Annotated in this window: 23 protein-coding genes and 1 pseudogene; 17 read left to right on the top strand and 7 right to left on the bottom strand. The window is 73.7% G+C overall.

All coding sequences use genetic code 11. The annotated features are described in order from the left end of the window. Window positions 1-24 precede the first annotated feature (24 nt). The 10 genes from SCK26_RS32815 to SCK26_RS32770 all read left to right on the top strand — a co-directional run bounded on the left by SCK26_RS32815 (window position 25) and on the right by SCK26_RS32770 (window position 12804). Window positions 25-1674, top strand: a complete 1650-nt coding sequence (locus SCK26_RS32815) for a class I adenylate-forming enzyme family protein (protein ID WP_318204975.1) — start codon at window positions 25-27, stop codon at window positions 1672-1674. Then, window positions 1671-2954, top strand: a complete 1284-nt coding sequence (locus SCK26_RS32810) for a beta-ketoacyl-[acyl-carrier-protein] synthase family protein (protein ID WP_318204974.1) — start codon at window positions 1671-1673, stop codon at window positions 2952-2954. Before SCK26_RS32815 ends, SCK26_RS32810 begins: the two co-directional genes overlap by 4 nt. Next, entirely contained in the window at window positions 2951-4015 is a 1065-nt protein-coding gene (gene hppD, locus SCK26_RS32805; RefSeq protein WP_318204973.1) for a 4-hydroxyphenylpyruvate dioxygenase, read from the top strand. Before SCK26_RS32810 ends, hppD begins: the two co-directional genes overlap by 4 nt. 46 nt (window positions 4016-4061) lie before the next feature. Then, window positions 4062-4979 (top strand): phytanoyl-CoA dioxygenase family protein, encoded by a 918-nt coding sequence (locus tag SCK26_RS32800; RefSeq protein ID WP_318204972.1) that lies wholly within the window; start codon window positions 4062-4064, stop codon window positions 4977-4979. After that, the gene (locus SCK26_RS32795; RefSeq protein ID WP_318204971.1) at window positions 4979-5875 is read left to right on the top strand and encodes a prephenate dehydrogenase; all 897 of its coding nucleotides are present in this window, start codon (window positions 4979-4981) and stop codon (window positions 5873-5875) included. Before SCK26_RS32800 ends, SCK26_RS32795 begins: the two co-directional genes overlap by 1 nt. A gap of 67 nt (window positions 5876-5942) precedes the next feature. After that, complete coding sequence (locus SCK26_RS32790) at window positions 5943-7895, top strand: FAD/NAD(P)-binding protein (protein WP_318204970.1); 1953 nt, start codon at window positions 5943-5945, stop codon at window positions 7893-7895. After that, entirely contained in the window at window positions 7892-9364 is a 1473-nt protein-coding gene (locus SCK26_RS32785) for a lyase family protein (RefSeq protein ID WP_318204969.1), read from the top strand. Before SCK26_RS32790 ends, SCK26_RS32785 begins: the two co-directional genes overlap by 4 nt. Next, window positions 9361-10239 (top strand): alpha/beta hydrolase, encoded by an 879-nt coding sequence (locus SCK26_RS32780; RefSeq protein WP_318204968.1) that lies wholly within the window; start codon window positions 9361-9363, stop codon window positions 10237-10239. The genes SCK26_RS32785 and SCK26_RS32780 overlap by 4 nt, the downstream gene beginning before the upstream one ends. An 86-nt stretch (window positions 10240-10325) precedes the next feature. Beyond that, window positions 10326-11777 (top strand): MFS transporter, encoded by a 1452-nt coding sequence (locus SCK26_RS32775; protein ID WP_318204967.1) that lies wholly within the window; start codon window positions 10326-10328, stop codon window positions 11775-11777. Between the two features lie 55 nt (window positions 11778-11832). After that, window positions 11833-12804, top strand: a complete 972-nt coding sequence (locus tag SCK26_RS32770; protein ID WP_318204966.1) for an acyl-ACP desaturase — start codon at window positions 11833-11835, stop codon at window positions 12802-12804. Between the two features lie 72 nt (window positions 12805-12876). Here SCK26_RS32770 and SCK26_RS32765 read toward each other — a convergent pair whose 3' ends face one another. Next, entirely contained in the window at window positions 12877-13077 is a 201-nt protein-coding gene (locus tag SCK26_RS32765) for a hypothetical protein (protein WP_318204965.1), read from the bottom strand. Window positions 13078-13197: 120 nt separating this feature from the next. Here SCK26_RS32765 and SCK26_RS32760 point away from each other — a divergent pair, with 120 nt between their 5' ends. Together SCK26_RS32760 and fabI are read left to right on the top strand one after the other, a co-directional pair. Continuing rightward, window positions 13198-14055 (top strand): alpha/beta hydrolase, encoded by an 858-nt coding sequence (locus SCK26_RS32760; protein WP_318204964.1) that lies wholly within the window; start codon window positions 13198-13200, stop codon window positions 14053-14055. Beyond that, window positions 14052-14831 carry an enoyl-ACP reductase FabI gene (gene fabI / locus SCK26_RS32755; protein ID WP_318204963.1) on the top strand — a complete coding sequence of 260 codons (780 nt, stop codon included), beginning with the start codon at window positions 14052-14054 and terminating at the stop codon, window positions 14829-14831. Before SCK26_RS32760 ends, fabI begins: the two co-directional genes overlap by 4 nt. A 59-nt stretch (window positions 14832-14890) precedes the next feature. On the opposite strand, the gene SCK26_RS32750 is transcribed toward fabI, so the two are convergent. After that, complete coding sequence (locus tag SCK26_RS32750) at window positions 14891-15535, bottom strand: TetR/AcrR family transcriptional regulator (RefSeq protein ID WP_318206143.1); 645 nt, start codon at window positions 15533-15535, stop codon at window positions 14891-14893. Between the two features lie 111 nt (window positions 15536-15646). Beyond that, window positions 15647-16543: an alpha/beta hydrolase gene (locus SCK26_RS32745; RefSeq protein ID WP_318204962.1), complete on the bottom strand. Its 897-nt coding sequence runs from the start codon at window positions 16541-16543 to the stop codon at window positions 15647-15649. Between the two features lie 123 nt (window positions 16544-16666). Between SCK26_RS32745 and SCK26_RS32740 the strand changes: the two genes are divergently transcribed. Together SCK26_RS32740 and SCK26_RS32735 are read left to right on the top strand one after the other, a co-directional pair. Continuing rightward, window positions 16667-17089 (top strand): hypothetical protein, encoded by a 423-nt coding sequence (locus SCK26_RS32740; RefSeq protein WP_318204961.1) that lies wholly within the window; start codon window positions 16667-16669, stop codon window positions 17087-17089. A 120-nt stretch (window positions 17090-17209) separates the two neighbouring features. Beyond that, window positions 17210-17494: a GlsB/YeaQ/YmgE family stress response membrane protein gene (locus SCK26_RS32735; protein WP_318206142.1), complete on the top strand. Its 285-nt coding sequence runs from the start codon at window positions 17210-17212 to the stop codon at window positions 17492-17494. A gap of 83 nt (window positions 17495-17577) precedes the next feature. Here SCK26_RS32735 and SCK26_RS32730 read toward each other — a convergent pair whose 3' ends face one another. Both SCK26_RS32730 and SCK26_RS32725 read right to left on the bottom strand, forming a co-directional pair. After that, window positions 17578-18471 (bottom strand): NAD-dependent protein deacetylase, encoded by an 894-nt coding sequence (locus SCK26_RS32730; protein WP_318204960.1) that lies wholly within the window; start codon window positions 18469-18471, stop codon window positions 17578-17580. A gap of 71 nt (window positions 18472-18542) precedes the next feature. Beyond that, window positions 18543-19412: a class II glutamine amidotransferase gene (locus tag SCK26_RS32725; RefSeq protein WP_318204959.1), complete on the bottom strand. Its 870-nt coding sequence runs from the start codon at window positions 19410-19412 to the stop codon at window positions 18543-18545. A 149-nt stretch (window positions 19413-19561) separates the two neighbouring features. Between SCK26_RS32725 and SCK26_RS32720 the strand changes: the two genes are divergently transcribed. Further along, complete coding sequence (locus SCK26_RS32720; protein WP_318204958.1) at window positions 19562-20248, top strand: adenosylcobinamide amidohydrolase; 687 nt, start codon at window positions 19562-19564, stop codon at window positions 20246-20248. Window positions 20249-20292: 44 nt separating this feature from the next. On the opposite strand, the gene SCK26_RS32715 is transcribed toward SCK26_RS32720, so the two are convergent. Together SCK26_RS32715 and SCK26_RS32710 are read right to left on the bottom strand one after the other, a co-directional pair. Further along, complete coding sequence (locus SCK26_RS32715; RefSeq protein WP_318204957.1) at window positions 20293-20907, bottom strand: FMN reductase; 615 nt, start codon at window positions 20905-20907, stop codon at window positions 20293-20295. Beyond that, window positions 20904-21377 (bottom strand): annotated as a pseudogene (locus tag SCK26_RS32710) (LLM class flavin-dependent oxidoreductase); the annotation flags it as partial. The pseudogene SCK26_RS32710 and the gene SCK26_RS32715, both read right to left, overlap by 4 nt. Window positions 21378-21606: 229 nt before the next feature. On the opposite strand from SCK26_RS32710, the gene SCK26_RS32705 reads away from it, so the two are divergent. Both SCK26_RS32705 and SCK26_RS32700 read left to right on the top strand, forming a co-directional pair. After that, window positions 21607-22032 (top strand): SsgA family sporulation/cell division regulator, encoded by a 426-nt coding sequence (locus SCK26_RS32705; RefSeq protein ID WP_318204956.1) that lies wholly within the window; start codon window positions 21607-21609, stop codon window positions 22030-22032. Window positions 22033-22148: 116 nt separating this feature from the next. Then, window positions 22149-23486, top strand: a complete 1338-nt coding sequence (locus SCK26_RS32700) for an APC family permease (protein WP_318204955.1) — start codon at window positions 22149-22151, stop codon at window positions 23484-23486. Window positions 23487-23555 lie beyond the last annotated feature (69 nt).

The following is a 23555-nucleotide window of genomic DNA, read 5'->3' as shown; positions in this document are numbered from 1 at the left end:
CCCGACAGTAGGGACCGACGGGAAATGAACCCGAAGAACGAGCGCGCGGAACTCGCGGCCGATCAGCGGCTGGGCGTGGGCAACGTGCTGACCACACTGATCGAGCGGGGCACCGGCCTCGACCGACCGACCCTGACCTTCGACACCGAGGTGGACGGCCACCCGGCCTGGCAGCCCCTCACCCTGGCGCACCTCGGCGAGCGCGTCGCCGCCCGGGCCGCCGTCCTGCACGCCCTCGGCGTCAGGCCCCGCGACCCGGTCGCCGTCTGGGTGACCGACGGCGCCGACCAGGTGCTCGGCTATCTGGCACTGGCCCGCCTGGGCGCGATCCCCGCGCTCGTCAACGGCAGGGTGCCCGCCGAGCAGGCGGCCGAGTACATCCGGCGGCTGGGCGCCGTCGGCGTCATCGCCGACCGTCCGCACCGGGACGCGCTGTCCTCGGCCGGCAGCACCACCGCGCTGCTCGCGGACCCCGCCGACCTGGGCACCGGCGATCCCGGCGCGGCTCCCGCGGCCTACCGGCACCACGGCGACGAGCCCGTGGTCATCACCCACTCCTCCGGCACGACCGGCCTGCCCAAGGCGGTCGTCCACTCCCACCACAGCCTGTTCGCCGCCATCCGGCACCGGCTGTCCCTGCCCAAGGGCCAGGGTCTGGACCGGATGCTGGGCGCGCTGCCCTCCGCGCACGCGGCCACCGTCATCGCCGTGAACCTCGCCCTGACCAACCGCGCCCAGCTGGCCGTCGTCTCCCGGCAGACCGGCACGCTGGTGCTCGACGCCATCGAGTCCTGGCAGCCGGCCAGCGTCCTCGGCTTCGCCGCCACCTGGTCGGAGCTGGCGGGCGAGGACCTGTCCCGGCGCGACCTCGCCTCCGTGCGCACCTGGTGGAACACCGGGGACTGCGCGCACGAGGCGCACATCCGCAAGCTCATCGCGCACGGTACGCGCGAGTCGGTCACCGCGCGGGGGCGGGTGACGCGCCCCGGCTCGTTCTTCGTGGACGGCCTCGGCTCCTCGGAGATGGGCCACTCCCAGTTCCACATCACGCACACCCCCGACACCGGGCGCTACGGCCGCTGCATCGGCAGGCCGCACGCCTTCTCCGACATCGCGGTCGTCGACGACGACGGCGAGCGGCTGGGCACCGGCGAGGTGGGCCAGCTCGCCGTCAAGGCGCCGACGCTGTCGCTCGGTTACTGGAACGACTCGGTGACCACCTACCGCACCCGCCGGGACGGCTACTTCCTCACCGGCGACCTCGTCTACCGCGACGAGGAGGGCTACTACTACCACGTGGACCGCCTGGTGGACGCCGTCGACCTCGGCGACGGCCACCGCCTGTACACCATGCTGTGCGAGGAGCGGGTCCTCGCCGACTGCGCCGGCGTGCTGGAGTGCACGGTCGTCGCCGTGTCCACGGACGGCCGGGTCGCGACCTCGGTGCTGCTCGTGCTGGACCCGGCGGCGGACCAGGAGGCCGACCGCACCGCCGAGGTGCTCGCCGCGCTGGAGCCGTGGGTGGCCCGCACCGTCGAGCGCGTCGTCGTGGTCGAACCGGACCGCATCCCGCTCGGCGCGACCGGCAAGGTCCGCAAGTTCCTGCTGCGCCGGCGCTTCCTGGACGGCGAGCTGCTGGGCCGGGAGACCTCCGCGAAGCAGGTCGCCGTATGACCGCCGCGCTCCCGGGTGCCGTGATCACCGGGCTCGGCACCTTCACTCCGCTCGGCCGGGGCGCCGCCGGCACGTTCGACGCGCTGTGCCACGGCAAGTCCGGTCTGCGCAGGCCGCCGGAGGGGCACCTGCTCGACGGCACCGTGGGCAGCGCCGGCATCGCGCCGGACATCGAGGCGCGCGAGGTGCTGCCGCCCAGCGAGGGCCGGCTGGTCGACCGCTACGCCCTGATGGCCCTGGCCGCCGCCGACGACGCCCTCGCCGACGCGGGGATCGTGGTGGGCCGGGACGTGGACCCCGAGCGCGTCGCGGTGGTCGTCTCCAGCGGCGCGGGCGGCCTGACCACGTACGAGGCACAGGCCCACGAGCGGGTCCGGCGCGGCCCGACGGCGGTCAGCCCCTATCTGCTGCCCGGCATGCTGCCCAACATGGCGGCGGCCCGGATCGCCATCAAGCACGGTATCCGCGGCTGGAGTTCGGCCGTCGCCACCGCCTGCGCGGCCGGTGCCCACGCCGTGGCGGAGGCCGCCCGGCTGATCCGCTACGGCGAGGCCGACGTGGTGGTCTGCGGCGGCGCCGAGGCGCCGCTCAACCCGACCTCCGCCCTGGCGTTCGCCCACGCCCGGGCCCTGGCCAGCGGCTGGGACGACGACCCGGAGGCGGCCAGCCGGCCCTTCGACCGCCGCCGCAACGGGTTCGTGCTGGCGGAGGGCGCCGGGGTGCTGGTCGTGGAGCGCGTCGAGCACGCCGACGCCCGGGGCGCCGCGGGCTACGCCGACCTGCTCGGCTGGGGCGCCACCACCGACGCCTTCAAGCCCACCGCGCCGCGCCCCGACGGCGAGGGGGCCGCGCAGGCGATGCGCGGGGCGCTGCGCACGGGCGGTCTGACGCCCGGCGACATCGGCTACATCAACGCGCACGGCACCGCCACCAAGCTGGGCGACATCGCCGAGACCAGGGCCGTACGGGCCGTGTTCGAAGACCGTTCGCCGGCCGTGAGCAGCACCAAGTCCATGACCGGGCACCTGCTCGGCGGCTCCGGTGCGGTGGAGGCCGCGATCTGCGCCCTCGCCGTCGCGCGCGGCACGCTGCCGCCCACGCACAACCTGGACGAGGTCGACCCGGCCTGCGACCTGGACCACGTACGGGGCGAGGCCCGGCGCGTCCCCGTCCAGGCCGTGCTGTCCAACTCGTTCGCCTTCGGCGGTCACAACGTCAGCCTGCTGTTCGGCACCGCCGGCACCCGCGCCCGGCGCCGCGAAGAGGGAGAGAGCACGTGAACATCGGAGCCGTGGACCACGTCGAGTTCTACGTCGGCGACGCCCGGCAGTCGGCGTTCTACCTGTGCACCGCGTTCGGCTTCCGGGTGCGCGGCCAGGCGGGTCCCGAGACGGGCCGCGCGGACAGCCGGTCGCTGCTGCTGAGCCAGGGCGGCATCGACCTGGTGCTCACCTCCGCGCTGACCCCCGGCCATCCGGCGGCGCACTACGTCTCCCGGCACGGCGACGGCGTGGCCAACATCGCCTTCGAAGTCCCGGACGCCGCCGAGGCGTTCGCGACCGCCGTGGCGCGGGGGGCGACACCGGTGGAGGAGCCCGTCACGCACGGCCGGTGCGGCACCGAGGTCGTCACGGCGTCCGTGCTCGGCTTCGGCGACGTGGCGCACCGCTTCACGCAGCGGACCGGGGACCGGGCCGACTTCCTGCCCGGCACGATGGACATCATCGCCGACGACCCCGACGAGAGCGAACGGCTGCTGCACACCGTCGACCACGCGGCGATCTGCCTGCCGGCGGGCACCCTGCGGCCGACGGTCGCCTTCTACGAGGAGGTCTTCGGGTTCCGCCAGATCTTCGAGGAGTTCATCGAGGTCGGCGAGCAGGCCATGGACTCCAAGGTGGTGCAGAGCCCGTCCGGCGAGGTCACCTTCACCCTCATCGAGCCGGTGACGGACCGTCGGCCCGGCCAGATCGACGCGTTCCTGGCCCGCCACGGCGGCGCCGGAGTGCAGCATCTCGCGCTGCTCACCGACGACATCGTCACCGCGGTGCCGGCCATGGAGGCCCGCGGTGTCGGCTTCCTGGACACCCCGGGCACCTACTACGACGAGCTGGCCGAGCGGCTGGGCGAGCCCGAGCTGCGCATCGAGGACCTGCGGCGCACCAACGTCCTGGTCGACCGGGACCACTGGGGCCAGGTCTTCCAGATCTTCACCCAGTCCATGCACGTACGGAAGACCTTCTTCTGGGAGGTCATCGACCGGCACGGGGCCCGCACGTTCGGCAGCGGCAACATCAAGGCGCTCTACGAGGCCGTGGCCCGCGAGAAGGCGATGGCCTGACACCGGCCGACGCCCACCACCCCCTTCAAGGCACACGAGGAAGACCGTGACTGTTCAGGACCCCACCGCTTTCACCCTGACCGAGGAGGAGCGCGCGCTCCTGCCCACCGACGAGGACGTGGCCTTCTACGCCGAGCACGGCTGGTACCTGTCCGAGAAGATCTTCACCGACGAGGAGACCGCACGGCTCGAGGCCGCCAGCGAGCGTTTCTACGCCGGCCACCGCGACCGTACGCTGCCGGTCCGCCCGTCGAAGCTGGCGTACTGGGAGCCGGAGCACGGTCCCGTGCAGCGGCACAACGACTACATCCACTACGAGGACGACACGATCGGCGCCGTCCTGCGCAAGCCGCTGCTCGGCGCGGTGGCCGCGCGGCTCGCCGAGGCCGCGGAGATCCGGGTGTTCCAGTCCACCCTGATCTACAAACCGCCGGTGGCCGGGGAGCCGTCGAACATCGTGCCCTGGCACTTCGACCGGCACTACTGGGCCACCTCCACCTCCGAGCGGATGCTGACCGCGTTCATCCCCTTCCACGACTGTGACGAGGAACTGGGCACCATCACGATGGTGGACGGCAGTCACCACTGGAAGGAGACCGCCGCCAACGACGCGACGTCCCTGCACTTCGCCGAGCGCGACCGGGGCGAACTCGACCAGATGCTGGAGGAGAACGCGGCGTACAACAACACGGAGGTCCGCAAGGTCCCGATGGTGATCCCCAGGGGCCACGTCAGCTTCCACCACTGCCGCACCTACCACGGCAGCGGCGCCAACGTCGGCGACCGGCCCCGCCGCGCCATCTCCTTCCACCTCCAGGACGGCGAGAACCGCTACCGGCCCTTCCGCCGCTCCGACGGCACCGCGGTGGCGTACAACCACGACGTGCTGGTGCGCAGGACCGCCGAGGGGACCCCGGACTACGCGGACCCCGAGTTCCTGCCGGTGCTGTGGCGCACCCGCTGATGCGCACCGTCGCGGTGGTCGGCACGGGCCTGATCGGCACGTCGATCGCCCTGGCGCTGCGCGCCCGGGGCATCACCCCCTACCTCCTCGACGACGACCCCGAGGCCGCGCGCACCGCCGCCGGCCTCGGCGCGGGGGTGGCGGAAGTACCGCGCACCCCCGTGGACCTGGCCGTCCTCGCCGTACCCCCGCAGCATGTCGCCACGTGTCTGCGCCGGCAGCAGACACGGGGGCTGGCCCACGACTTCACCGACGTCTCCAGCGTGAAGGTGCGGCCGCAGCGGGAGGCCGCGGAGCTGGGCTGCGACCTGGCCCGTTTCGTGGGCGGGCACCCCATGGCGGGCCGGGAGCGGTCGGGGCCGCTCGCGGCGCTGCCCGACCTGTTCCACGGCCGGCCCTGGGTGCTGACCCCGGCGGGCCGGGCCGGCGAGCGGGCGGTCGGCCGGGCGACGGAGCTGGCCCGGCTGTGCGGGGCGCGCCCGGTGGTGATGGAGCCCGCCCAGCACGACCGGGCGGTGGCCCTCGTCTCGCACACCCCGCACCTGGTCGCGAGCCTGCTCGCGGGCCGGCTGCTGGACGGCGAGGAGTCCCAGCTCCAGCTCGCCGGCCAGGGCCTGCGCGACGCCACGCGGATCGCCGCGGGCGACGCCGGCCTGTGGACGGACATCCTCAGTTCCAACGCGGCGGCCGTCGTGGAGGTGCTGACGGAGCTGGCCGGGGAGCTGGAGACGGCCCTGGGCGCCCTGCGGGAGCTGGCGGAGGCCCCTGCGGCCCGGGACGCCGGCGGCCGGGACCGGCTCACCGCGGCCCTGGCCCGCGGGGTGCGCGGGCGCGGCCTGATCCAGGGGCGGGCGCCGGGCGGCCTGCGGCTGAGCGGTGCCGCCGCCGGGACATGAGGCGCCGCCCCGTCCCGGGCCGACGGCCCGGCCCACGACGACCTTCGACCCAGTGGAGCAAGTGACTATGACCAGCCGACGGCTCGACGTCTGCGTGATCGGTGCCGGGCCCCGCGGCCTCTCGGTCCTCGAACGGCTGTGTGCGAACGCCGCGGCGGAAGCGGACCGCCGCCCGCTCACCGTGCACATGGTCGACCCGTATCCGCCGGGCGCCGGGCGGGTGTGGCGCACCGACCAGTCCGAGCACCTGCTGATGAACACGGTGGCCTCCCAGGTCACGATGTTCACCGACGACAGCGTGCGGATCGAGGGGGCGCTCGTCCCGGGGCCGAGCCTGTACGAGTGGGCGCGCTTCCTCACCCTGATCGGCCCCATGGACGGTGCGCGCCACGACGAGCGGGTGCTGGCCGAGGCCCGCGCGCTCGGCCCCGACTCGTATCCCACCCGCGCCTTCTACGGCCACTACCTGGAGTGGGTCTTCCAGCGGGTCACCCGGACCGCGCCGGGCGGCCTGACGACCGTGGTGCACCGGGCCCGCGCGGTCGGCCTGACCGACGAGCCGGACGGCACCCAGCGGGTGCGGCTCGACGACGGCCGGAGCGTGGCGGGCCTGGCCGCCGTGGTCCTCGCCCAGGGCCATCTGCCGGTACGGCGCTCCCGCCGCCAGCGGGAGCTGGCCGAGTTCGCCGGGGCGCACGGGCTCGGCTACGTCGCACCCGCCAACCCGGCGGACGCGGACCTGTCGGCGGTGCGCCCCGGCGAGACGGTGGCCCTGCTCGGGCTGGGGCTCAACTTCTTCGACCACACGGCCCTGTTGACGCTCGGCCGGGGCGGGCGGTTCGAGCGGCGGGGCGGCCGGCTGGTCTATCTGCCGTCCGGACGGGAGCCCCGGCTGGTGGCCGGCTCCCGCCGGGGCCTGCCCTTCCACGCGCGGGGCGAGAACCAGAAGGGCCCGCACGGGCGGCACGAACCGGCCCTGCTGACCGCGGAGGTGATCGAGGAGCTGCGGCAGCGGGCCCGGCGCCGGGGCGGGATCGACTTCCGCGAGACGGTGTGGCCGCTGGTCGCCAAGGAGGCCGAGACCGTCTACTACACCGCGCTGCTCACGGCCGCCGACCGGACGGCGGACGCGCGCCGGCTGCGCGCGGCCTATCTCGCGGTGCCGCCGGGGAGCCGGCGCGAGCAGGACATCCTCGACGAGTTCGGCGTGGCGCCGGCCGACCGCTGGGACTGGGACCGGATCGCCCGCCCGTACGCGGGACGCGACTTCGTCTCGCCGGCCGACTTCCGCGGCTGGCTGGTCGCGCACCTGCGCGCGGATCTGGCGTCGGCGCGGGCCGGCAATGTCGACGGGCCGCTGAAGTCGGCGCTCGACGTGCTGCGCGACCTGCGCAACGAACTGCGGCTCGTGATCGACCACGGCGGCCTCACCGGCCGCTCGCACCGGCGTGACCTGGACGGCTGGTACACGCCGTTGAACGCGTACCTGTCCATCGGGCCGCCCGCCGGGCGGATCGAGGAGGCGATCGCGCTGATCGAGGCCGGCGTGCTGGACGTGCTCGGCCCGGACGCGCGGGCCGGGGCGGACCGGGCACGGGGCACGTTCGTGATCGAGTCCCCGGCGGTGCCCGGCTCCCGGGTCCCGGCCGGCACCCTCGTCGAGGCGCGCCTGCCGGAGACCGACCTGCGCACGACCGCCGATCCGCTGCTGCGCCGGCTCCTGGCCTCCGGACGGTGCCGTCCGCACCGGATCGGCGACCCGGAGGGGACGTCGTACGAGACGGGCGGCCTCGCCGTGACCGGCGCGCCGTTCCGGGTGATCGACGCCGAGGGCCGGGCGCATCCGCGCCGCTTCGCCTTCGGGGTGCCCACGGAGTCCGTGCACTGGGCGACGGCGGCCGGCATCCGTCCCGGGGTGAACTCGGTGACGCTCCAGGACTCGGACGCCATCGCACGTGCCGTCCTCGCGGCGGCGGACCGGCGGCCGGACGACGAGATGATCGGAGAGCTGACGCGGTGAACACCCCCGACACGGGCGCCCCCGACACGGGCGCGGCCCTCGTCGACGCCGGGCTGCTGAGCCCGGTGCGCGCCGGCAGCCCCGCCGAGGAGACCACCTCCGACCGGGCGTGGCTCCAGGCGATGCTGGACGCGGAGGCGGCGCTGGTGCGGGCCCAGGCGGCGCTGGGCAACGTGCCCGAGGAGGCGGCGCGGACCATCACCGCGCTGGCCCGCGCCGACCGCCTGGACCTGCGCGCGCTGGCCGTGCTCGGCCGGGGCGCGGCCAATCCGGTGGTGGCCGTGGTGCGGGCGTTCACCGACCTGGTGGCGGCCGTCGACCCGGCCGCCGCGGACCAGGTGCACCGGGGCTCGACCAGTCAGGACATCCTGGACACCGCCGCGATGCTGGTGGCCGCCCGCACCCTGGACGTGCTGCTGGCCGACCTGGACGACATGGCCGGCTCGCTGCGGATGCTGGCCGGCGCGCACACGGGGACGCCGATGGCGGGGCGGACGCTCGGGCTGCACGCGGTACCGACCACCTTCGGCCTCAAGGCCGCCGGCTGGCTGGTGGCCGTGGCGCGGGCGGCGGACCGGCTGCGCCGGCTGCGCACGGAGGAGCTGGTCGTCCAGCTCGGCGGCGCGGCGGGCACGCTGGCGGGCTACGTCGAGTACGAGCGGCTGCACCGCGAGGCGCGGGGCGAGCCCCCGGAACCGGAGTACGCGCGCCGGCTGACGGAGCGGTTCGCCGCGGAGACCGGCCTCGGTGCCCCGCTCCTGCCGTGGCACAGCCACCGTGCGCCGGTCGCCGCGCTGGCCGCCGAACTGGCCCTGGCCACCGGGGTGCTGGGCAAGATCGCGGTGGATGTGCAGTCGCTGGCGCGCACCGAGACCGCCGAGGTGGCGGAGCCGGCGGCGGCCGGACGGGGTGTCTCCTCGGCGATGCCGCACAAGCGCAATCCGGCGCTGGCCACGCTGATCCGCTCCGCCGCCCTCCAGGTGCCCGCGTACGCGGGCGTGCTGACGCAGGCGATGCTCTCGGAGGACGAGCGGTCGGCCGGTGCCTGGCACGCGGAGTGGCTGCCGCTGCGCGAGTGTCTGCGGCTGGCGGGCGGGGCGGCGCACACCGCACGGGAGCTGGTGGCCGGGCTGGTGGTGGATCCCGGGAGGATGCGCGCCAACCTCGGCCTGAGCGGCGGTCTGATCGTCTCCGAGCGGCTCGCGGCGGCGCTGGCGTCCGTGCTCGGCAAGGCGACGGCCAAGGAGGTGGTGAGCCGGGCCGCCGCCGAGAGCGCCGCCACCGGCCGCCCCCTTGCCGAGGTCCTCGCCGCCGTACCCGAACTCGCCGGCCGCTTCGACGCCGGCGTCCTCGGCGCGCTCCTCGACCCGGCCGCGTACACGGGGGCGGCCGGGGAGCTGACCGATCGGGCGCTGCGGGCGGCCAAGGCTCCGGCCCCGCGGGACCGGGCTTCGGGGGCCGGGCGGTGACCCGGGGTGCCGCGCTGGTCGGTACGGCCCTCAACGCGCTGGCCCGGCCCGCTCCGGGCCTGGCGGGACGGGCCGCCTACGCGCTGTTCCGTCATCCGCTGCGCAGGGGCGGGGTGCTGCCCGGGGAGCGGGCCGTCCACGAGCGGGCCGCGGTCGAGGAGGTGGTCCTCGGCGGCAGACGGGTGCGGGTCTACCGGTGGGGTGACGGCGCGCGGCCGGTGCTGATGCTGCACGGCTGGCAGTCCCGGGCCTCGCGGTACGCGGGTTTCGTGCCGCGGCTGGAGGCGCTGGGGCTGACCGGGCTCGCGTTCGACGCGCCCGGGCACGGCGACTCGGAGGGCGGGACCACCACCATCCTGGAGTACCGCGAGATCACCCGGCTGCTCCAGGAGCGGTACGGGGTCTTCCACACGGTGGTCGCCCACTCCCTCGGCGCCACCGCCGCCTTCCTGGCGCTGCGCGGCGGGCTGCGGGCCGAGCGGCTCGTCACGGTCGCCGCCGTGAAGGATTTCGGCCATTTTCCCGACGAGTTCGCCCGCATCCTGCGGCTCGGGCCCGGCCTGCGGCAGGACCTCCGCCTCCGGATCGAGCACCGGCTCTTCGGGCAGGTCCGCGACCCTTGGGAGGAGTTCGACGCCACCGCGCGCCCCGAACGGATCGGGGTACGGATGCGGATCATCCACGACACGGACGACGACATGGTCCCGGTCGCGCACGCGCACGCGCTGAAGTCCGCGTACGGCGATCGGGCGGAGCTGGTCCTGACCCGCGGGCTGGGGCACCGCAAGGTGCTGGGCGAGGCGGCGGTGATCGACGGCGCGATGGGTTTCATCGCGCCGGAATCCACGGGAACCCGGGAAGTCCCTTTTAAATGAACGCACGGTCGTCTACTTTTACGCGAGTGAGCGCGGCCGCTGCGGACCGGGTGACGGCGGCGCACCGGACGAAGGGACCCCCTCGCATGACGACCGCCTCACCCCACTCGCCGGACACCGGTCCGGCCCGGGCAGCACAGCCGGACGACGCCGGCGCGCCGGGGACCTCCGCGACGGCGGCGGCCGCCGCCAAGCTCGCCCTGCTCGTCGCGTCCGGCGCCACGTTCCTCGCCGTGCTCGACACCACGGTGGTGAACATCGCCTTCGCGGATCTGCGCGCCGACTTCCGCGACGCCTCGCTCTCCCAGCTCACCTGGATCGTGACCGCCTACACCGTCGTGTTCGCGGCGCTGCTGGCCGTCGCCGGCCGCGTCGCCGACACCATCGGGCGCAAGAAGCTGTTCGTGTGGTCCGCGGCCGTGTTCCTGGTGGCCTCTCTGCTCAGCGGGCTCGCCACCGGGGTGCCGATGCTCATCGCGGCCCGGGCCCTGCAAGGAGTGGGCGCGGCGGGGCTGATCCCCTCGGCGCTCGGCCTGGTGCTCCAGCACACTCCCGCGGCCCGCCGTCAGGTCGCCATCGGCATCTGGGGAGCGGTGGGCAGCATGGCCGCCGCCGTCGGCCCGAGCCTCGGCGGACTCCTGGTGGACGCCTGGGGCTGGCGCAGCGTCTTCCTGATCAACCTGCCGATCGGTCTCGTCATCCTGGCCGGCGCGGTCCGGCTCACCGGCGACCGGCCGACCGGCCGCAAGCTGCCCGACCCCACCGGCACGCTGGCCCTGGCGCTCGGTGTCGGCGGTGTCGTCTTCGGCGTGACCCAGGGCACGGAGTGGGGCTGGGCCGGCGGACGCGTGCTCGGCCTGCTCGGCGGCGGTGCGGTGCTGCTCGCCGCGGCCCTGCTGCTGTCCCGGCGGCACGCCGCGCCCGCCATCGAGCTGGACCTCTGGCGCAGCCGCGCCTTCGCGGCCACCAATGTCACCTCGCTGCTGTTCGGCGCGGCGATGTACTCCTACCTCCTCAGTTCCCTGCTGTTCCTGAACGCGGTGTGGGGCTACTCGGAGCTGAAGGCCGGACTGGCGGTCACGCCGGGCGCCTTCGCCTCCGCGCTCGGCGCCATGGTCGTCGGACGCCGGGTCGGGCCGGCCGGCCAGTGGGCGGCGGTCGCCGTCGGCTCCGTGCTCTTCGGCGCCTCGTGCGCGGGGATGTACCTGCTGCTGGGCACCGAGAGGAGTTACGCGGCGGTGTGGCTGCCCCTCGGCGTCCTCGCCGGCGTCGGCATCGGCGCGGCGCTGACCGCCATCTCCAACGCGGCCACGGCGTCGCTGCCGCCGCAGCGCTTCGCCTCCGGCACCGGCCTGCTGATGACCACCCGCCAGATCGGCGGCGCCCTCGGCATCGCCGCGCTCGCGGCCATCCTGGAGCGCCATGACGTCCTCGACGACGAGGGCTATCTGCGGGTGTTCCTCGCCTGTGCCATCGGGGCCGGGGCCGCCGCCGCGGCGGCCTTCGCGATCCGCTCCCGGCCCGTCCAGAACGCGTAACCGTCCGCTCCCGGCGGGGCCACCGGCTCCCGCGACGATGTGAAGAAGAGAGCGCATGCCACCCATCGACCGATCCGACCGCTCCGTCGCGCGAGCCGAGCACGCCCTGCTGGCACAGCTCCAGCCGGTGGTGGAGGAGAACCTCCACCGTCATCTGGACGTCGCCAAGGAGTGGTTCCCGCACGAGTACGTCCCGTGGAGCGAGGGCCGTACGTTCGACGGCCCGCTCGGCGGACAGCCGTGGACCGACGACGAGGCCACGCTGCCGGAGGTGGCCCGCACCTCCCTGGTGGTCAACCTGCTCACGGAGGACAACCTGCCCGGCTACCACTTCGCGGTGGCCGAGTTCGGCAAGGACGGCGCGTGGGGTACCTGGGTGGACCGCTGGACCGCCGAGGAGGCCCGGCACGGCACCGCGTTGCGCGACTACCTCCTGGTCACCCGGGCCGTCGACCCCCGGGCCCTGGAGCGCGCCCGGATGGCGCACATGTCGGGCGGATACCACCGGCCCGACGGCTTCAGCGCGCTGCACGCGATCGCGTACGCCGCGTTCCAGGAGCTTGCCACCCGCATCTCGCACCGCAACACCGGCCAGGCGAGCACCGATCCCCGGTGCGAGGCGCTGCTCGCGCGGATCGCCGCGGACGAGAACCTGCACATGGTCTTCTACCGCAACCTGGTCGAGGCGGCGTTCGAGCTGGTGCCGGACACCGCGATGCGGGTCGTGCGGGACGTCGTCGTCGGCTTCGAGATGCCGGGCTCCACCATCAAGGACTTCGGCCGCAAGTCGGCGGAGATCGCCATCGCCGGCATCTACGACCTCCGCCTCCACCACGACAGCGTCCTCACGCCCGTCCTGCGCAGGCTCGGCGTCTTCGAACGCGCGGGCCTCGGCCCGGACGGTGAGCGCGCACGCGAGGAACTCGCCGCCTTCCTGGATCAGCTGGACAAGAAGGCGACGTCGTTCACGACCCGCCGCGAGGGCATCCGCGCGGCCCGCGCCAAGCGGGAGTCGCAAGCGGCCTGACCCGGACGGCGGTACGGGACGGGGGGCGGCCCCGGATCGCGGCCACCCCCTCTCCCCGCCCGGTGCGCCCGGTCAGGGCCGCGGCGCGCGCACGGGGCCGCGCGGCCCGGTCGCCGGGGCGCTCCGGTCGGGCCGGTCGTCCAGCAGCTCGGCGTCGATCACCGAGTCCAGGTGGTCCTTGATCCATTGATTGGGGCCGGGTTGCACGGGACGGGGAGCGGGGTGCGGGATCGTCATGTCGTCCTCCAACGGGGAGTGCTGACGGTTCAACATATTAGCACGATCGTCCGTTTACTTTCCTGAAGTACTGGTTCATCATGAATATGCGCGAACGATCGTGCTAATAGCTGCGCCGGACACCTCGCGCAGCACCGAACAACTGGAGGGTTTGTCATGGATCTCGCGACGGCGGCCGGCCCGGCCCTGAGCGCGCAGGGGGAGGCCATGTTCGACCTGTTCCGCAAGCCGCAGGGGCGCAGCAGACCCCGGCCCGACGAGCGGGCGGTCATCGAGAGCGCGCGGACCGGCGAGCTGACCGCCCGGGGCGGCGGGGTCGTCACCTACGCCTGGGGCGACGGCGAGCGCCCGGTGCTGCTGGTGCACGGCTGGGAATCGCGCGCCTCGCGCTACGCCAAGCTCATCACCCGGCTCCTCGCACTCGGCTACAGCCCGGTGTCCTTCGACGCTCCGGGGCACGGCGAGTCCGGGGGCGACACCACCACCCTGGCCGAGTACCGCGCCCTCATCGGCGCACTGCACCGCGCGCACGGGGACTTCGCGGCCGTGGTCGGCCACTCCTTCGGGGCGCTGGCGCTGTTCCTGTCGCTGCCCGAAGGGCTGCGCGCCGGCCGGATCGTGGCCGTCAGCACGGTCCCCGACTTCTCCTACCTGGTCGACTCCTTCAGCGCCCACCGGGCACTGGACGCGCGGACGGACGCGGAACTGCGCCACCGCCTGGACCGGGACCTGTACCCGGGCGAGGACATGTGGACCCGTTTCTCCGTCCTCCACCACGCCCCGCACGTACGCGTCCCCGTGCTCCTGATCCACGACGAGAACGACGAGGCGGTGGGCGCGGAGCAGGCGGAGCGCCTCGCCGGGGGCTTCGCGGACCGGGCCCGGCTGGTCCTCACCCGCCGGCTCGGGCACCGGCGCGTCCTCGGCTCTCCCCTGGTCGTCGACACCATCGCCGGGTTCCTCACCGGAACCGGCGCGGACCTCGGCGACAGGACGGGGGTGGCGGCACGGTGACCGGCCTTCTCGCGGGCAAGCGGATCCTGGTGACGGGCGTCCTGATGGAGTCCTCGATCGCCTTCCACACCGCCCGGCTCGCCCAGCAGCAGGGAGCCGAGGTCGTCCTCACGGGGTACGGCCGGCTCGCCCTGGTGGAGCGGATCGCGCGGCGGCTGCCCGAGCCCGCCGTCCTGCTCGAACTCGACGTCCAGGACAAGGGACACCTGGAGAGCCTGGCCGGGCGGATCCGGGAGCGGGTGGGCCGCGACGCGCGCCTGGACGGCGTCGTGCACTCCATCGCCTTCGCGCCGCAGGACGCGATGGGCGGCAACTTCCTCGCCACCGGCTGGGATTCGGTGGCGACCGCGGTCGAGGTGTCCGCCTACTCGCTGAAGGCGCTCGCGGTGGCGTGCCTGCCGCTGCTTCAGGAGCGCGGCGGGTCGATCGTGGGCCTGGACTTCGACGCGGGCGTGGCCTGGCCCGCGTACGACTGGATGGGCGTGGCCAAGGCGGCCCTGGAGGCCACCTCGCGCTATGTCGCCCGGGACCTCGGGCCGCGCGGCATCCGCTGCAACCTGGTGGCGGCCGGGCCCGTGAAGACCATGGCGGCCCGGCACATCCCGGGGTTCGAGACCTTCCGCGAGGTGTGGGACACCCGCGCCCCGATCGGCTGGGACCTCTCGGACCCGGAACCGGCGGCCCGCGCGGTGGTCGCCCTGCTGTCCGACTGGTTCCCCCGCACGACGGGCGAGATCGTGCACGTGGACGGCGGTGTGCACGCCATCGGGGCGTGAGGGGAGGCACGGAGCGCGGCGGCGGGCCCGTCCGGGTGGGCGGGGCCGCCGCCGGGGCGTCAGGGTGTGGCGGGCAGCAGCGAGGGGTCGGCGGCCTCGGAGCGCAGGCGGTTGAGGACGGCCTTGGCCGCCTTGTCGTAGCACGTGAAGTCGTCGTGCAGGACGGACTCGGCGTTCGCCATCTCCAGGAACGCCACGAGTTCGAAGACGAGCTGGGGCACGTCGGCGTCCGGCGCGAGTTCTCCGGCGAGCTGTGCCTCGCGCGCGGTCTGCTCCAGGTAGGAGAACCAGTTGGTGCGGGCCGCGGCGAGCGTGTCGTGGACCTTGCCTTCGCGCGCGTCGTACTCGGCGGAGACCGAGTAGAAGAAGCAGCCGCCCGGGAAGACCCGCTCCCGGGAGTACGTGAGCCAGCCCGTGCACAGGCGCCACAGACGGCCGATGCCGGCCGGCAGGTCCCGGGCCGGCTGCACCACGTGCTCCAGGTACACGGTGATCGCCGTGCGGATGGTCGCGAGCTGGAGGTCCTCCTTGGAGCCGAACAGCGCGAACACACCGCTCTTGCTCAGCTTCAGCTCGCTCGCGAGCTGCCCCATGGACAGGGCCGCGAGCCCTTCCACGGAGGCGATCTCCACGGCTCTTCGGAGAATCAGCTGGCGGGTCTGGTTTCCGCGTGCGATCCGGCCGTCGGCCTGCGTTCCTGCCACACCCATGTGCACCACTCTCCTGGACCGGACGTTCTCGGCGCCGTTGAGGTGTCCACAGTGTAACCAATGAGCGGACGTTCGTTCGGTTAGTATCCGCCGAAGCGGAGGCGCTCAGTCCAGGGAGAGCGTACGCGGGTCCGGCTCGCCGGCGCCGGGCGCGCCCTGGCCGGCGAAGTCGACAACGGTGCGCAGGACGTCCGCGTCGCCGAGGATGCGCCGGTGTCCGAGGCCGCTGGTGACGACGAGCCGGGCCTGGTCGCCGAAGGCCGCGGCCAGCCGGCGGCCCTGGGCCACCCCGATCCTGGTGTCGTCCTCGTCGTGGATCACCAGCAGCGGCGCGCGCACGCTCCGCGGCATGTCCGTGAGCGAGAACGGCACCTCCCGCGCGGGCATGCCGGGGAAGAGCCGCTCGCGGATCTCGTCGCGCAGACGCGCCTGAAGCCGGTCGCGCACCTTCAGCTCGGCGCAGAACTCCCGGATCAGGTAGTCGAAGTCGCAGACCCCGCTGATGGTGACGACTCTCTGGGCCTTCACCCCGTGCTTGAGCCCGAAGAACGAGCCCAGCGCACCCATCGAGTGGGCGATCAGGCACTCGAACGTGCCGTACTGGTCGTGCAGCGCGGAGACGATGTCGCGGTAGTCCAGGATCGTGGCGCTGCGGCCGCCGGCGTCGCCGTGACCCGGGGCGTCGAAGGCGACGACGCTGTAGCCGCGCTCCAGCAGTCCGGGGACGAAGGCGGAGAGCCGGGAGGCGCGCGACTGCCAGCCGTGCACCAGCAGCACGGGCCGGGCGCCGTCGCCCCAGCGGTACGTCACCGCGTGTCTGCCGCCGCCGAGTTCGACGCGGCCGATGTGCGCCGTGCCGGACACCTCGCGCTCGGCGGACCGCGGACGGCTGCGCACGAGCGGCATGTGGAACAGCGCGAAGGCACCCTTGCCCGCCAGCCGTCCCGGGACGAGGGAGGCGGTGTTGAGGACGGTGCTCGCAAGGGCCTCGGTGGGTTTCATGCTCGCTGCTCCTCGGTCAGGCATCAGGAGCCTGATACATTAGCACGCACGACCGTACAGTTTTATAGGGTTTCCGGCCGGACGTTTCCTCCGGGTCCGGGTGCCGCGAGGAGTGAGTCGCCGATGCCGGTGCCCGTCTGGTTCGCCCCGTGGAAGCCCGGACCGGCGGGCGCTGACGGGGAGCCGGGGGGCGCGGCCGTCGTGAGCGTCACCGGCTTCGCCCCGTACCGCCCGTGGACCTCGCTCGGTGTCCACGTCACCGGCCTCGCCCTGCGCCGGACCTGGGACGTCACCGAGGGCGCGGTCGGGCTGTGGCTGTGGAGCGTCCCGGGCCTGCTGCGCCCGCACTCCGGTTCGGTCTCCGTCTGGCGCGACGAGGAACATCTGCGGGGCTTCGTCGCCCGGCCCGATCACGTACGCGTCATGCGGACGTACCGCGACCGGGGCGCCGTGCGCTCGGCGACCTGGCGAACCGACGGCTTCGACCAGGGTGCGACCCAGGACGCGGCACGCTCCCTGATCGAGAAGTGGCACACCCGGCTGTAAGCCCGTCACCACGCTTTCCGGGACCGCTTTCAAAAGAGGACGTTTGTACGAGCGCAGACGGTACACACGATGAGCAAGCCTTTATTCGACATACGACGGAACGACGAAACGGAGACCACCATGGGCATCATCGCGTGGATCATCCTCGGCCTGCTCGCCGGCGCCATTGCCAAGGCCCTCATGCCGGGCAAGGACCCCGGCGGCATCATCGTCACCATGCTCATCGGCGTGGCCGGTGGTCTGCTCGGCGGCTGGCTCGGCAAGGTGATCTTCGGCGTCGACTCCGTCGACGGGTTCTTCGAGCTCTCCACGTGGATCGCCGCCATCGCCGGCTCCGTCATCCTGCTCGCCCTCTACCGCCTCGTCACCGGCAGCCGCCACTCCCACTCCCACCGTCACGCATGACCCGCGGACGCCTCAGGCATCCTCAACCGCGATGAACCACCGGGACGGGCCCCAGTGCCCCGTCCCGGTGGTTCGTTGTGTGCTCAGCCGGTCGACGGCAGGGTCAGGCCCAGCCGATGGGCCACGGCGGTGAGGGAACTTCCCAGCGGAAGCGCGACGCGGGTGACGGCGTGCCGGTCGCCGCGGGTGACGTCGCGGTTGACGATCAGCACCGGCTTTCCGTCCCGGGCCGCCTGCCGCACGAACCGGAGCCCGGACATCACCGTCAGCGAGGAGCCGAGGACGAGCAGCGAACGGGCCGCATGAACCAGCTCGCGACAGTGCTCGACCCGCTCCGGCGGCACGGCTTCGCCGAAGAACACCACATCCGGCTTGAGGATGCCGCCGCAGCGTACGCAAGGCAGCACACGGAAGTCGCGGACCTGTTCGTCGGTGAGATCGGCGTCGCCGTCCGGGTTGATGCCGGCGGCCACCGGCGCGAAGTCCGCGTTGGCCTCCTGAAGTCGCCGGGCGAGTTCCCGGCGCGCGCTGCGGGCGCCGCAGGAAAGACAGACGACCCGCTCCAGACTCCCGTGGAGTTCCACGACGTCCTCGCTGCCGGCGGCCTGGTGCAGGCCGTCGACGTTCTGGGTGATGACCCCCGTGAGCAGGCCGTGCCGTCCGAACGCGGCGACGGCCCGGTGCCCGGCGTTGGGCTCGGCGCGCCCGAAGGTGCGCCAGCCGAGGTGGCTGCGCGCCCAGTACCGGCGCCGGGCCCGCGCGCCGGCGGTGAACTCCTGGTAGGTCATCGGGGTGTGCCGGCTCAGGCTCCCGCCCTCGCCCCGGTAGTCGGGAATGCCCGACTCCGTGGAGATGCCCGCCCCGCTGAGCACCAGCACCCCTCCCCTGCCCAGCGCCTCGACGACCGGCCCCGGGTCCGTGGTACCCGGCGGCAGGTCCTCGGTGGGCGTCCAGCTCAGAGTGGGGCGCATACGCATACGGCCAGAGTACGGAACGGCCGCGCCGGACCCGGCCCGGGAACTCCGGCAAGGCCCGGACCCGGCCGGGATCACGGTGCCTTCTGGGAGGCGGCGGCGTCGGGGCGCAGGTCCGCCAGGGTCATCTGGTGCGCCGGGGGCTCCGGCAGGACCACCTGGTGGGTGGTGCGCAGGCCGGTTCCGACGTGGAGCAGCTCGCCCGGCTCCATCAGGCGCCAGTCGGGGTGGTCGTCCATGCGCTCGCTGGCCACGATCACGGCCGGCCGACCGGCCAGGTGGGCCGAGCGGACGCGCATGCGGCCGTGGCTGCCGCTGTGGTCCAGGTGGCGAGCGCCGTGCTGCCCGCCCGCCGGGCGCTTCAGGACGTACAGCTCGTGGGTGCCGGGGTAGCGCAGGGCCCACAGCCGGCCCGGAGTGACGAGGACGAGGTTCAGGGCGTAGACGGGCAGGTGCCGGGCGATCCACCCGGCGGCGTGCCGGATCCCGGCGCCGAGGTCGCCGCCGTTCTCCCTCGCCTCCCGGGTGATCAGCGCGAAGAAGCGCTCGGAGTCCGTGTCGCCGCGCACCCGTGACCGGTCCTCGCCCAGGTGCTCGTCGAGCCGGTCGAGGCCCTCGATGACGCCGTTGTGCGCGAACAGCCGGCCGTCCTGTTCGAACGGGTGGGTGTTACGGGCGTCCAGGCTGCCGGTGGAGGCGTAGCGCACATGGGCGACGAAGGTGGCCGACTCCACCCGGCGGGCCTCCTCGGCGAAGGCACGGTCCTCGTACGCGGCGATCGGGGCCTTGTCCACGCGGGGCGTGCCGTCCGCCGCGAAGTAGCCGAGGCCGGTGCCGTCGGGTTCCCGGTGGCTCTGTCTGCTGAGACTGTCGGGGGCGTCCAGCAGCCAGAATGTCGCACGGGTGCGCCGCGGCGCACTGCTGAGACCGAACAGGCGGCACATGAACCTTCTCCTTCGCCGCGCCCGTCACTCACCGGTCCGTCCCGGCCGAGGGGGTTTTGTCCGGGGTTCCCCGTCCTCGCACCCGCGAACCAGGCCGGACGGCGCGACGTACGATCGCCTGGTTCCCGCCCGCGAGGAGTACCCGTCCGATGACCGCCGCCGTTCCGCCGCCCCGCTCCGCCCCCGGCCTGCTGGACGTACGGCGGCTCTCCCGCGCCGAAGGGGAGGAGTGGCTGCACGGCCTGCTGTGGCGGGCGGGCGACGGCTGGCGGATGATCAGCAGCGCGGTCCTCGGCGGAGGGATCGGGGAACGTTCCTGGGTGCTCAACGCACAGGTGTCCCACGGCTATACGCGCACCGACCCGGACCGGCACCTCGCCGAGCTGGCGCTGGACGCCGGTGTCCGGGGCCCGGGGGTCGGGCTGATGACGGCCGCCGATGTCCGGGCGTACGGTCACGCCCGCGACGGCGGTGTGGAGGCGGTCGCCACCGCGGGGCTCGGGGTGCGCGGCTGGGCGGCTTCCCCGGCAGAGGGCACGGCCACGGCGGCGCGGCCGGGCACGGTCAACATCGTCGTCGCGCTGCCGGTGGCGCTGACCGACGCGGCGCTGGTCAACGCCGTGGCCACCGCCACGGAAGCGAAGGTGCAGGCCCTGCTCGCCGCCGGTTACGACTGCTCGGGCACCCCCACGGACGCCGTGTGCGTGGCCGCCCGGTCCCCGGCCGCCGACGACGAGGTCCACGCCTTCGCCGGTCCCCGCTCGCTGTGGGGCGCCCGCGTGGCCCGCGCCGTCCACCGGGCCGTACACACCGCCGCCCGGGCCGGCCGCCCATGACGTGGACGGAGCACGTCCGCGCCCGGTCGCGGGACCGCACCGGTTCAGTCGAACCGCAGGTCGGCGAGGTGCCGGTCGAGCGCGGCGGCGTCGTCCGCGGGCCTCTTCCCGGCCGGCCGGGCGGCCATCAGCGCGGCGAGCTCACCGGCCGCCCGCCGTATGCGCGCGGGCAGGCCGTCGGTGTACTCGTCACCGCCGGACCCCCAGTCCTCGGACGCCGCGTACACCGCCGTGGGGACGACGGCGGCCCGCAGATAGGCGAAGAGGGGGCGCAGGGCGTGGTCCAGGACCAGGGAGTGGCGGGCCGTTCCCCCGGTCGCCGCGACGAGGACCGGCCTGCCGGTGAGCGCGTCCGGGTCGATCAGGTCGAAGAAGGACTTGAACAGACCGCTGTAGGAGGCGGTGAACACGGGTGTCACGGCGATCAGACCGTCCGCGCTCGTCACCGCGTCGATGGCGGCGGCCAGTCGAGGCTGCGGAAACCCCGTCACGAGGTGGTTGGCGACGGCGACGGCCAGTTCCCTCAGCTCGACGACCTCCGTCTCCGCCTCGAGGTCCCGTGCGGCGAGTCCGTCGCGGACGGCGGCGGCGAGACGGTCGGCGAGCAGCCGGGTGGAGGACGGGGTGCTCAACCCCGCGGACACGGCGACGAGTTTCATGCGGTGGCCTCCTTCCGCGCGGCGGCGGTCAGTGACTGGTGGGTGGGGGCGTCCGGCACGTTTGCCGGGCGGTTCCTGGCGAACTCCTCGCGCAGGACGGGGACGACTTCCCCGCCGAGCAGGTCGAGCTGTTCCAGCACGGTCTTCAGCGGCAGTCCCGCGTGGTCCATCAGGAACAGCTGGCGCTGGTAGTCGCCCGCGTACTCGCGGAAGGAGAGCGTCTTGTCGATGACCTGCTGCGGGGAGCCCACGGTCAGCGGGGTCTGCTCGGTGAAGTCCTCCAGCGACGGCCCGTGTCCGTAGACCGGCGCGTTGTCGAAGTACGGCCGGAACTCCCGTACCGCGTCCTGGGAGTTCTTCCGCATGAACACCTGACCGCCGAGGCCGACGACGGCCTGCTCCGCGGTGCCGTGCCCGTAGTGGGCGTAGCGCTCCCGGTACAGCTCGACCATCCGCCGGGTGTGGTCGGCGTTTCCGGAAGAAGAGGGTCGGGGAACCGGGCCACGCTAGGCCGGGCACCGCTTGCCCGGTTGCCGCGCGGTGCACCACTCCTTGCCCCCGGACGCAGCGGCATCGGCACGGCCGGGCGGCAGTGCTTTCCCGGGCAAAGCTCCGTGCGTTCTCCGGCAAGGTCTGCGGCCGCCGGAGTCTTAGGGTCACGGCAAGACATCTCACTTCTGTGCTCGTTCGGGGGCCACCATGGATCAGCGTGTCAGCACGGTCACCTGCGAAGTGACGGCACACGTCACCGTCGCGAAGGGGTCGCCGGTGCCGTTGCCGGCGGAATTGCGTTACGGGATCACCGACCCCTATGCCGTCCGGCTTTCCCTCGGCTCCTCGACGTGCCGGCCCGTGACCTGGTTCTTCGCGCGTGACCTGCTCTCCGGCGGACTGGGCCGCGCTACCGGCCGGGGCGACGTGCGGGTGATCCCCGGATACGGCCGCCAACCGGGCTCCCTGCGCGTCGTTCTGAGCAATTCCGCCGGCACGGCGGTGGTCGAACTGGCGGCCCGTGAGGTGGCCGCGTTCCTCCGGCGGACCTTCGCCCTGGTGCCCGCCGGGACCGAAAGCGTCCACCTGGACATCGACGGCGTCATCACCGAACTCATCGAGAGCAGGCGCTGACCCGGCGGAGCGCTTGGCCGCGGCGGCGTCACCGCAGGTGGCAGCGTCGATGGGCCGTTCAGCGCACGTCGGATCCGTTCCGTCTGCGGTGGTGCCGCAGGGGGTAGGCGGCAGTGGTGACCACTCCCTCCACATCGACGACGGACGGCTCGCCGCAGGGCGAGACCTCCGCGCTCAAGAAGGCGCTGACGACCCCTCTGCTCTACTTCTTCATCCTCGGTGACGTGCTGGGCGCCGGCGTCTACGTCCTCGTCGGCCAGATCGCCGCGGAATCGGGCGGCGCCGTGTGGGTGCCCCTGCTCCTCGCCCTGCTGCTGTCGCTCCTGACGGCCGCCTCGTACGCGGAACTCGCCACGAAGTACCCGAGGGCGGGCGGCGCCTCCCACTACACGACCCTCGCCTACGGGCCGTTCACCGGCTTCCTTGCCGGGTTCTGCATGCTCGCCGCGGGCATCGTGTCCGTCGCCGCGCTGGCGCGGGGTTTCGCCGGCGACTACCTGACCGCGTTCGTCAGCCTGCCCGTCGTGGTGGTGGCGGCCGTCTTCCTGTGCGCGCTGGCCCTGCTGAACGCCCGTGGCATCAGCGAATCCACCCGCGCCAACGTGGCGGCGACGGTCATCGAGGTGGGCGGTCTCCTCCTCATCGTCGGCCTCGGGGCCTGGCTGTTCCTGCGCGGCGACGGCGACCCCGGCAGACTCGTCCGTCTCGGCACCGCCGACAAGGGGGCCGCCGCCGGTGTCCTCGGCGCGACCGTGCTCGCGTACTACTCCTTCGTCGGCTTCGAGACCTCCGTCAACGTCGCCGAGGAGACCCGCGACCCGCGTCGCTCGTATCCCCGGGCCCTCTTCGGCGCTCTGGTGACGGCGGGAGCCGTCTACGTCCTCGTCGGAATCGTCGCCTCGGCCGCCGTCCCCACCGCCACGCTGGCCCGTTCCAGCGGGCCGCTGCTGGAGGTGGTGAAGGAGGCGGGCGGAGTGCCGCCGAAGCTGTTCAGCGCCGTCGCCCTCGTCGCCGTCGCCAACGGCGCGCTGCTCACCGGCATCATGAGTTCCCGTCTGGCCTACGGCATGGCGCGGGACGGACTCCTCCCCCGCTTCCTGACCCGGGTGCTTCCCCGGCGCCGCACACCGTGGGCCTCGATCGCGGCCACGACCGCGCTGTCCTTCCTGCTGGCGCTCACAGGAGACGTGGCGACCCTCGCCTCCACCCTCGTGCTGCTGCTCCTCGTGGTGTTCTTCCTCGTCAACACCGCCGTCCTCGTTCTGCGGCGCGATCGCTCGGCGCGTCCCCACTTCCGGGCCCACACCGCCGTCCCCGTCCTCGGAGCGATCTCCTGCGTGGTGCTCGCCACGCGTGTCGAGGCCGCGGTCTGGACCCGCGGGCTGATCGTCATCGCGGTCGGCGTGGCCCTGGGCGCCGTCGCCGCCGTGAACCGCCGCCGGGCCGCGTCCTGAGCGGCGGCGGGCGGCCCGGTCTCGTCCTCGTCGAGGCCGCCGCTCCTCGTGTCTCCGGGTCCTCGTGTC

Source organism: Streptomyces sp. SCL15-4, assembly GCF_033366695.1.
GTDB lineage: Bacteria > Actinomycetota > Actinomycetes > Streptomycetales > Streptomycetaceae > Streptomyces.
Note: the sequence above shows the minus strand (reverse complement) of the source record. Positions and strands in the feature narration are given on the sequence as shown.

Bases quoted from the DNA above. Each gene is read 5' to 3' on its own strand.
- SCK26_RS32770 (WP_318204966.1), top strand. From the start codon at position 11,833: ATGCCACCCATCGACCGATCCGACCGCTCCGTCGCGCGAGCCGAGCAC.
- SCK26_RS32745 (WP_318204962.1), bottom strand. From the start codon at position 16,543: ATGAAACCCACCGAGGCCCTTGCGAGCACCGTCCTCAACACCGCCTCC.
- SCK26_RS32775 (WP_318204967.1), top strand. From the start codon at position 10,326: ATGACGACCGCCTCACCCCACTCGCCGGACACCGGTCCGGCCCGGGCA.
- SCK26_RS32795 (WP_318204971.1), top strand. From the start codon at position 4,979: ATGCGCACCGTCGCGGTGGTCGGCACGGGCCTGATCGGCACGTCGATC.
- SCK26_RS32730 (WP_318204960.1), bottom strand. From the start codon at position 18,471: ATGCGTATGCGCCCCACTCTGAGCTGGACGCCCACCGAGGACCTGCCG.
- SCK26_RS32735 (WP_318206142.1), top strand. From the start codon at position 17,210: ATGGGCATCATCGCGTGGATCATCCTCGGCCTGCTCGCCGGCGCCATT.
- SCK26_RS32705 (WP_318204956.1), top strand. From the start codon at position 21,607: ATGGATCAGCGTGTCAGCACGGTCACCTGCGAAGTGACGGCACACGTC.
- SCK26_RS32790 (WP_318204970.1), top strand. From the start codon at position 5,943: ATGACCAGCCGACGGCTCGACGTCTGCGTGATCGGTGCCGGGCCCCGC.
- SCK26_RS32765 (WP_318204965.1), bottom strand. From the start codon at position 13,077: ATGTTGAACCGTCAGCACTCCCCGTTGGAGGACGACATGACGATCCCG.
- SCK26_RS32810 (WP_318204974.1), top strand. From the start codon at position 1,671: ATGACCGCCGCGCTCCCGGGTGCCGTGATCACCGGGCTCGGCACCTTC.
- SCK26_RS32740 (WP_318204961.1), top strand. From the start codon at position 16,667: ATGCCGGTGCCCGTCTGGTTCGCCCCGTGGAAGCCCGGACCGGCGGGC.
- SCK26_RS32715 (WP_318204957.1), bottom strand. From the start codon at position 20,907: ATGAAACTCGTCGCCGTGTCCGCGGGGTTGAGCACCCCGTCCTCCACC.
- SCK26_RS32760 (WP_318204964.1), top strand. From the start codon at position 13,198: ATGGATCTCGCGACGGCGGCCGGCCCGGCCCTGAGCGCGCAGGGGGAG.
- SCK26_RS32815 (WP_318204975.1), top strand. From the start codon at position 25: ATGAACCCGAAGAACGAGCGCGCGGAACTCGCGGCCGATCAGCGGCTG.
- SCK26_RS32720 (WP_318204958.1), top strand. From the start codon at position 19,562: ATGACCGCCGCCGTTCCGCCGCCCCGCTCCGCCCCCGGCCTGCTGGAC.
- SCK26_RS32725 (WP_318204959.1), bottom strand. From the start codon at position 19,412: ATGTGCCGCCTGTTCGGTCTCAGCAGTGCGCCGCGGCGCACCCGTGCG.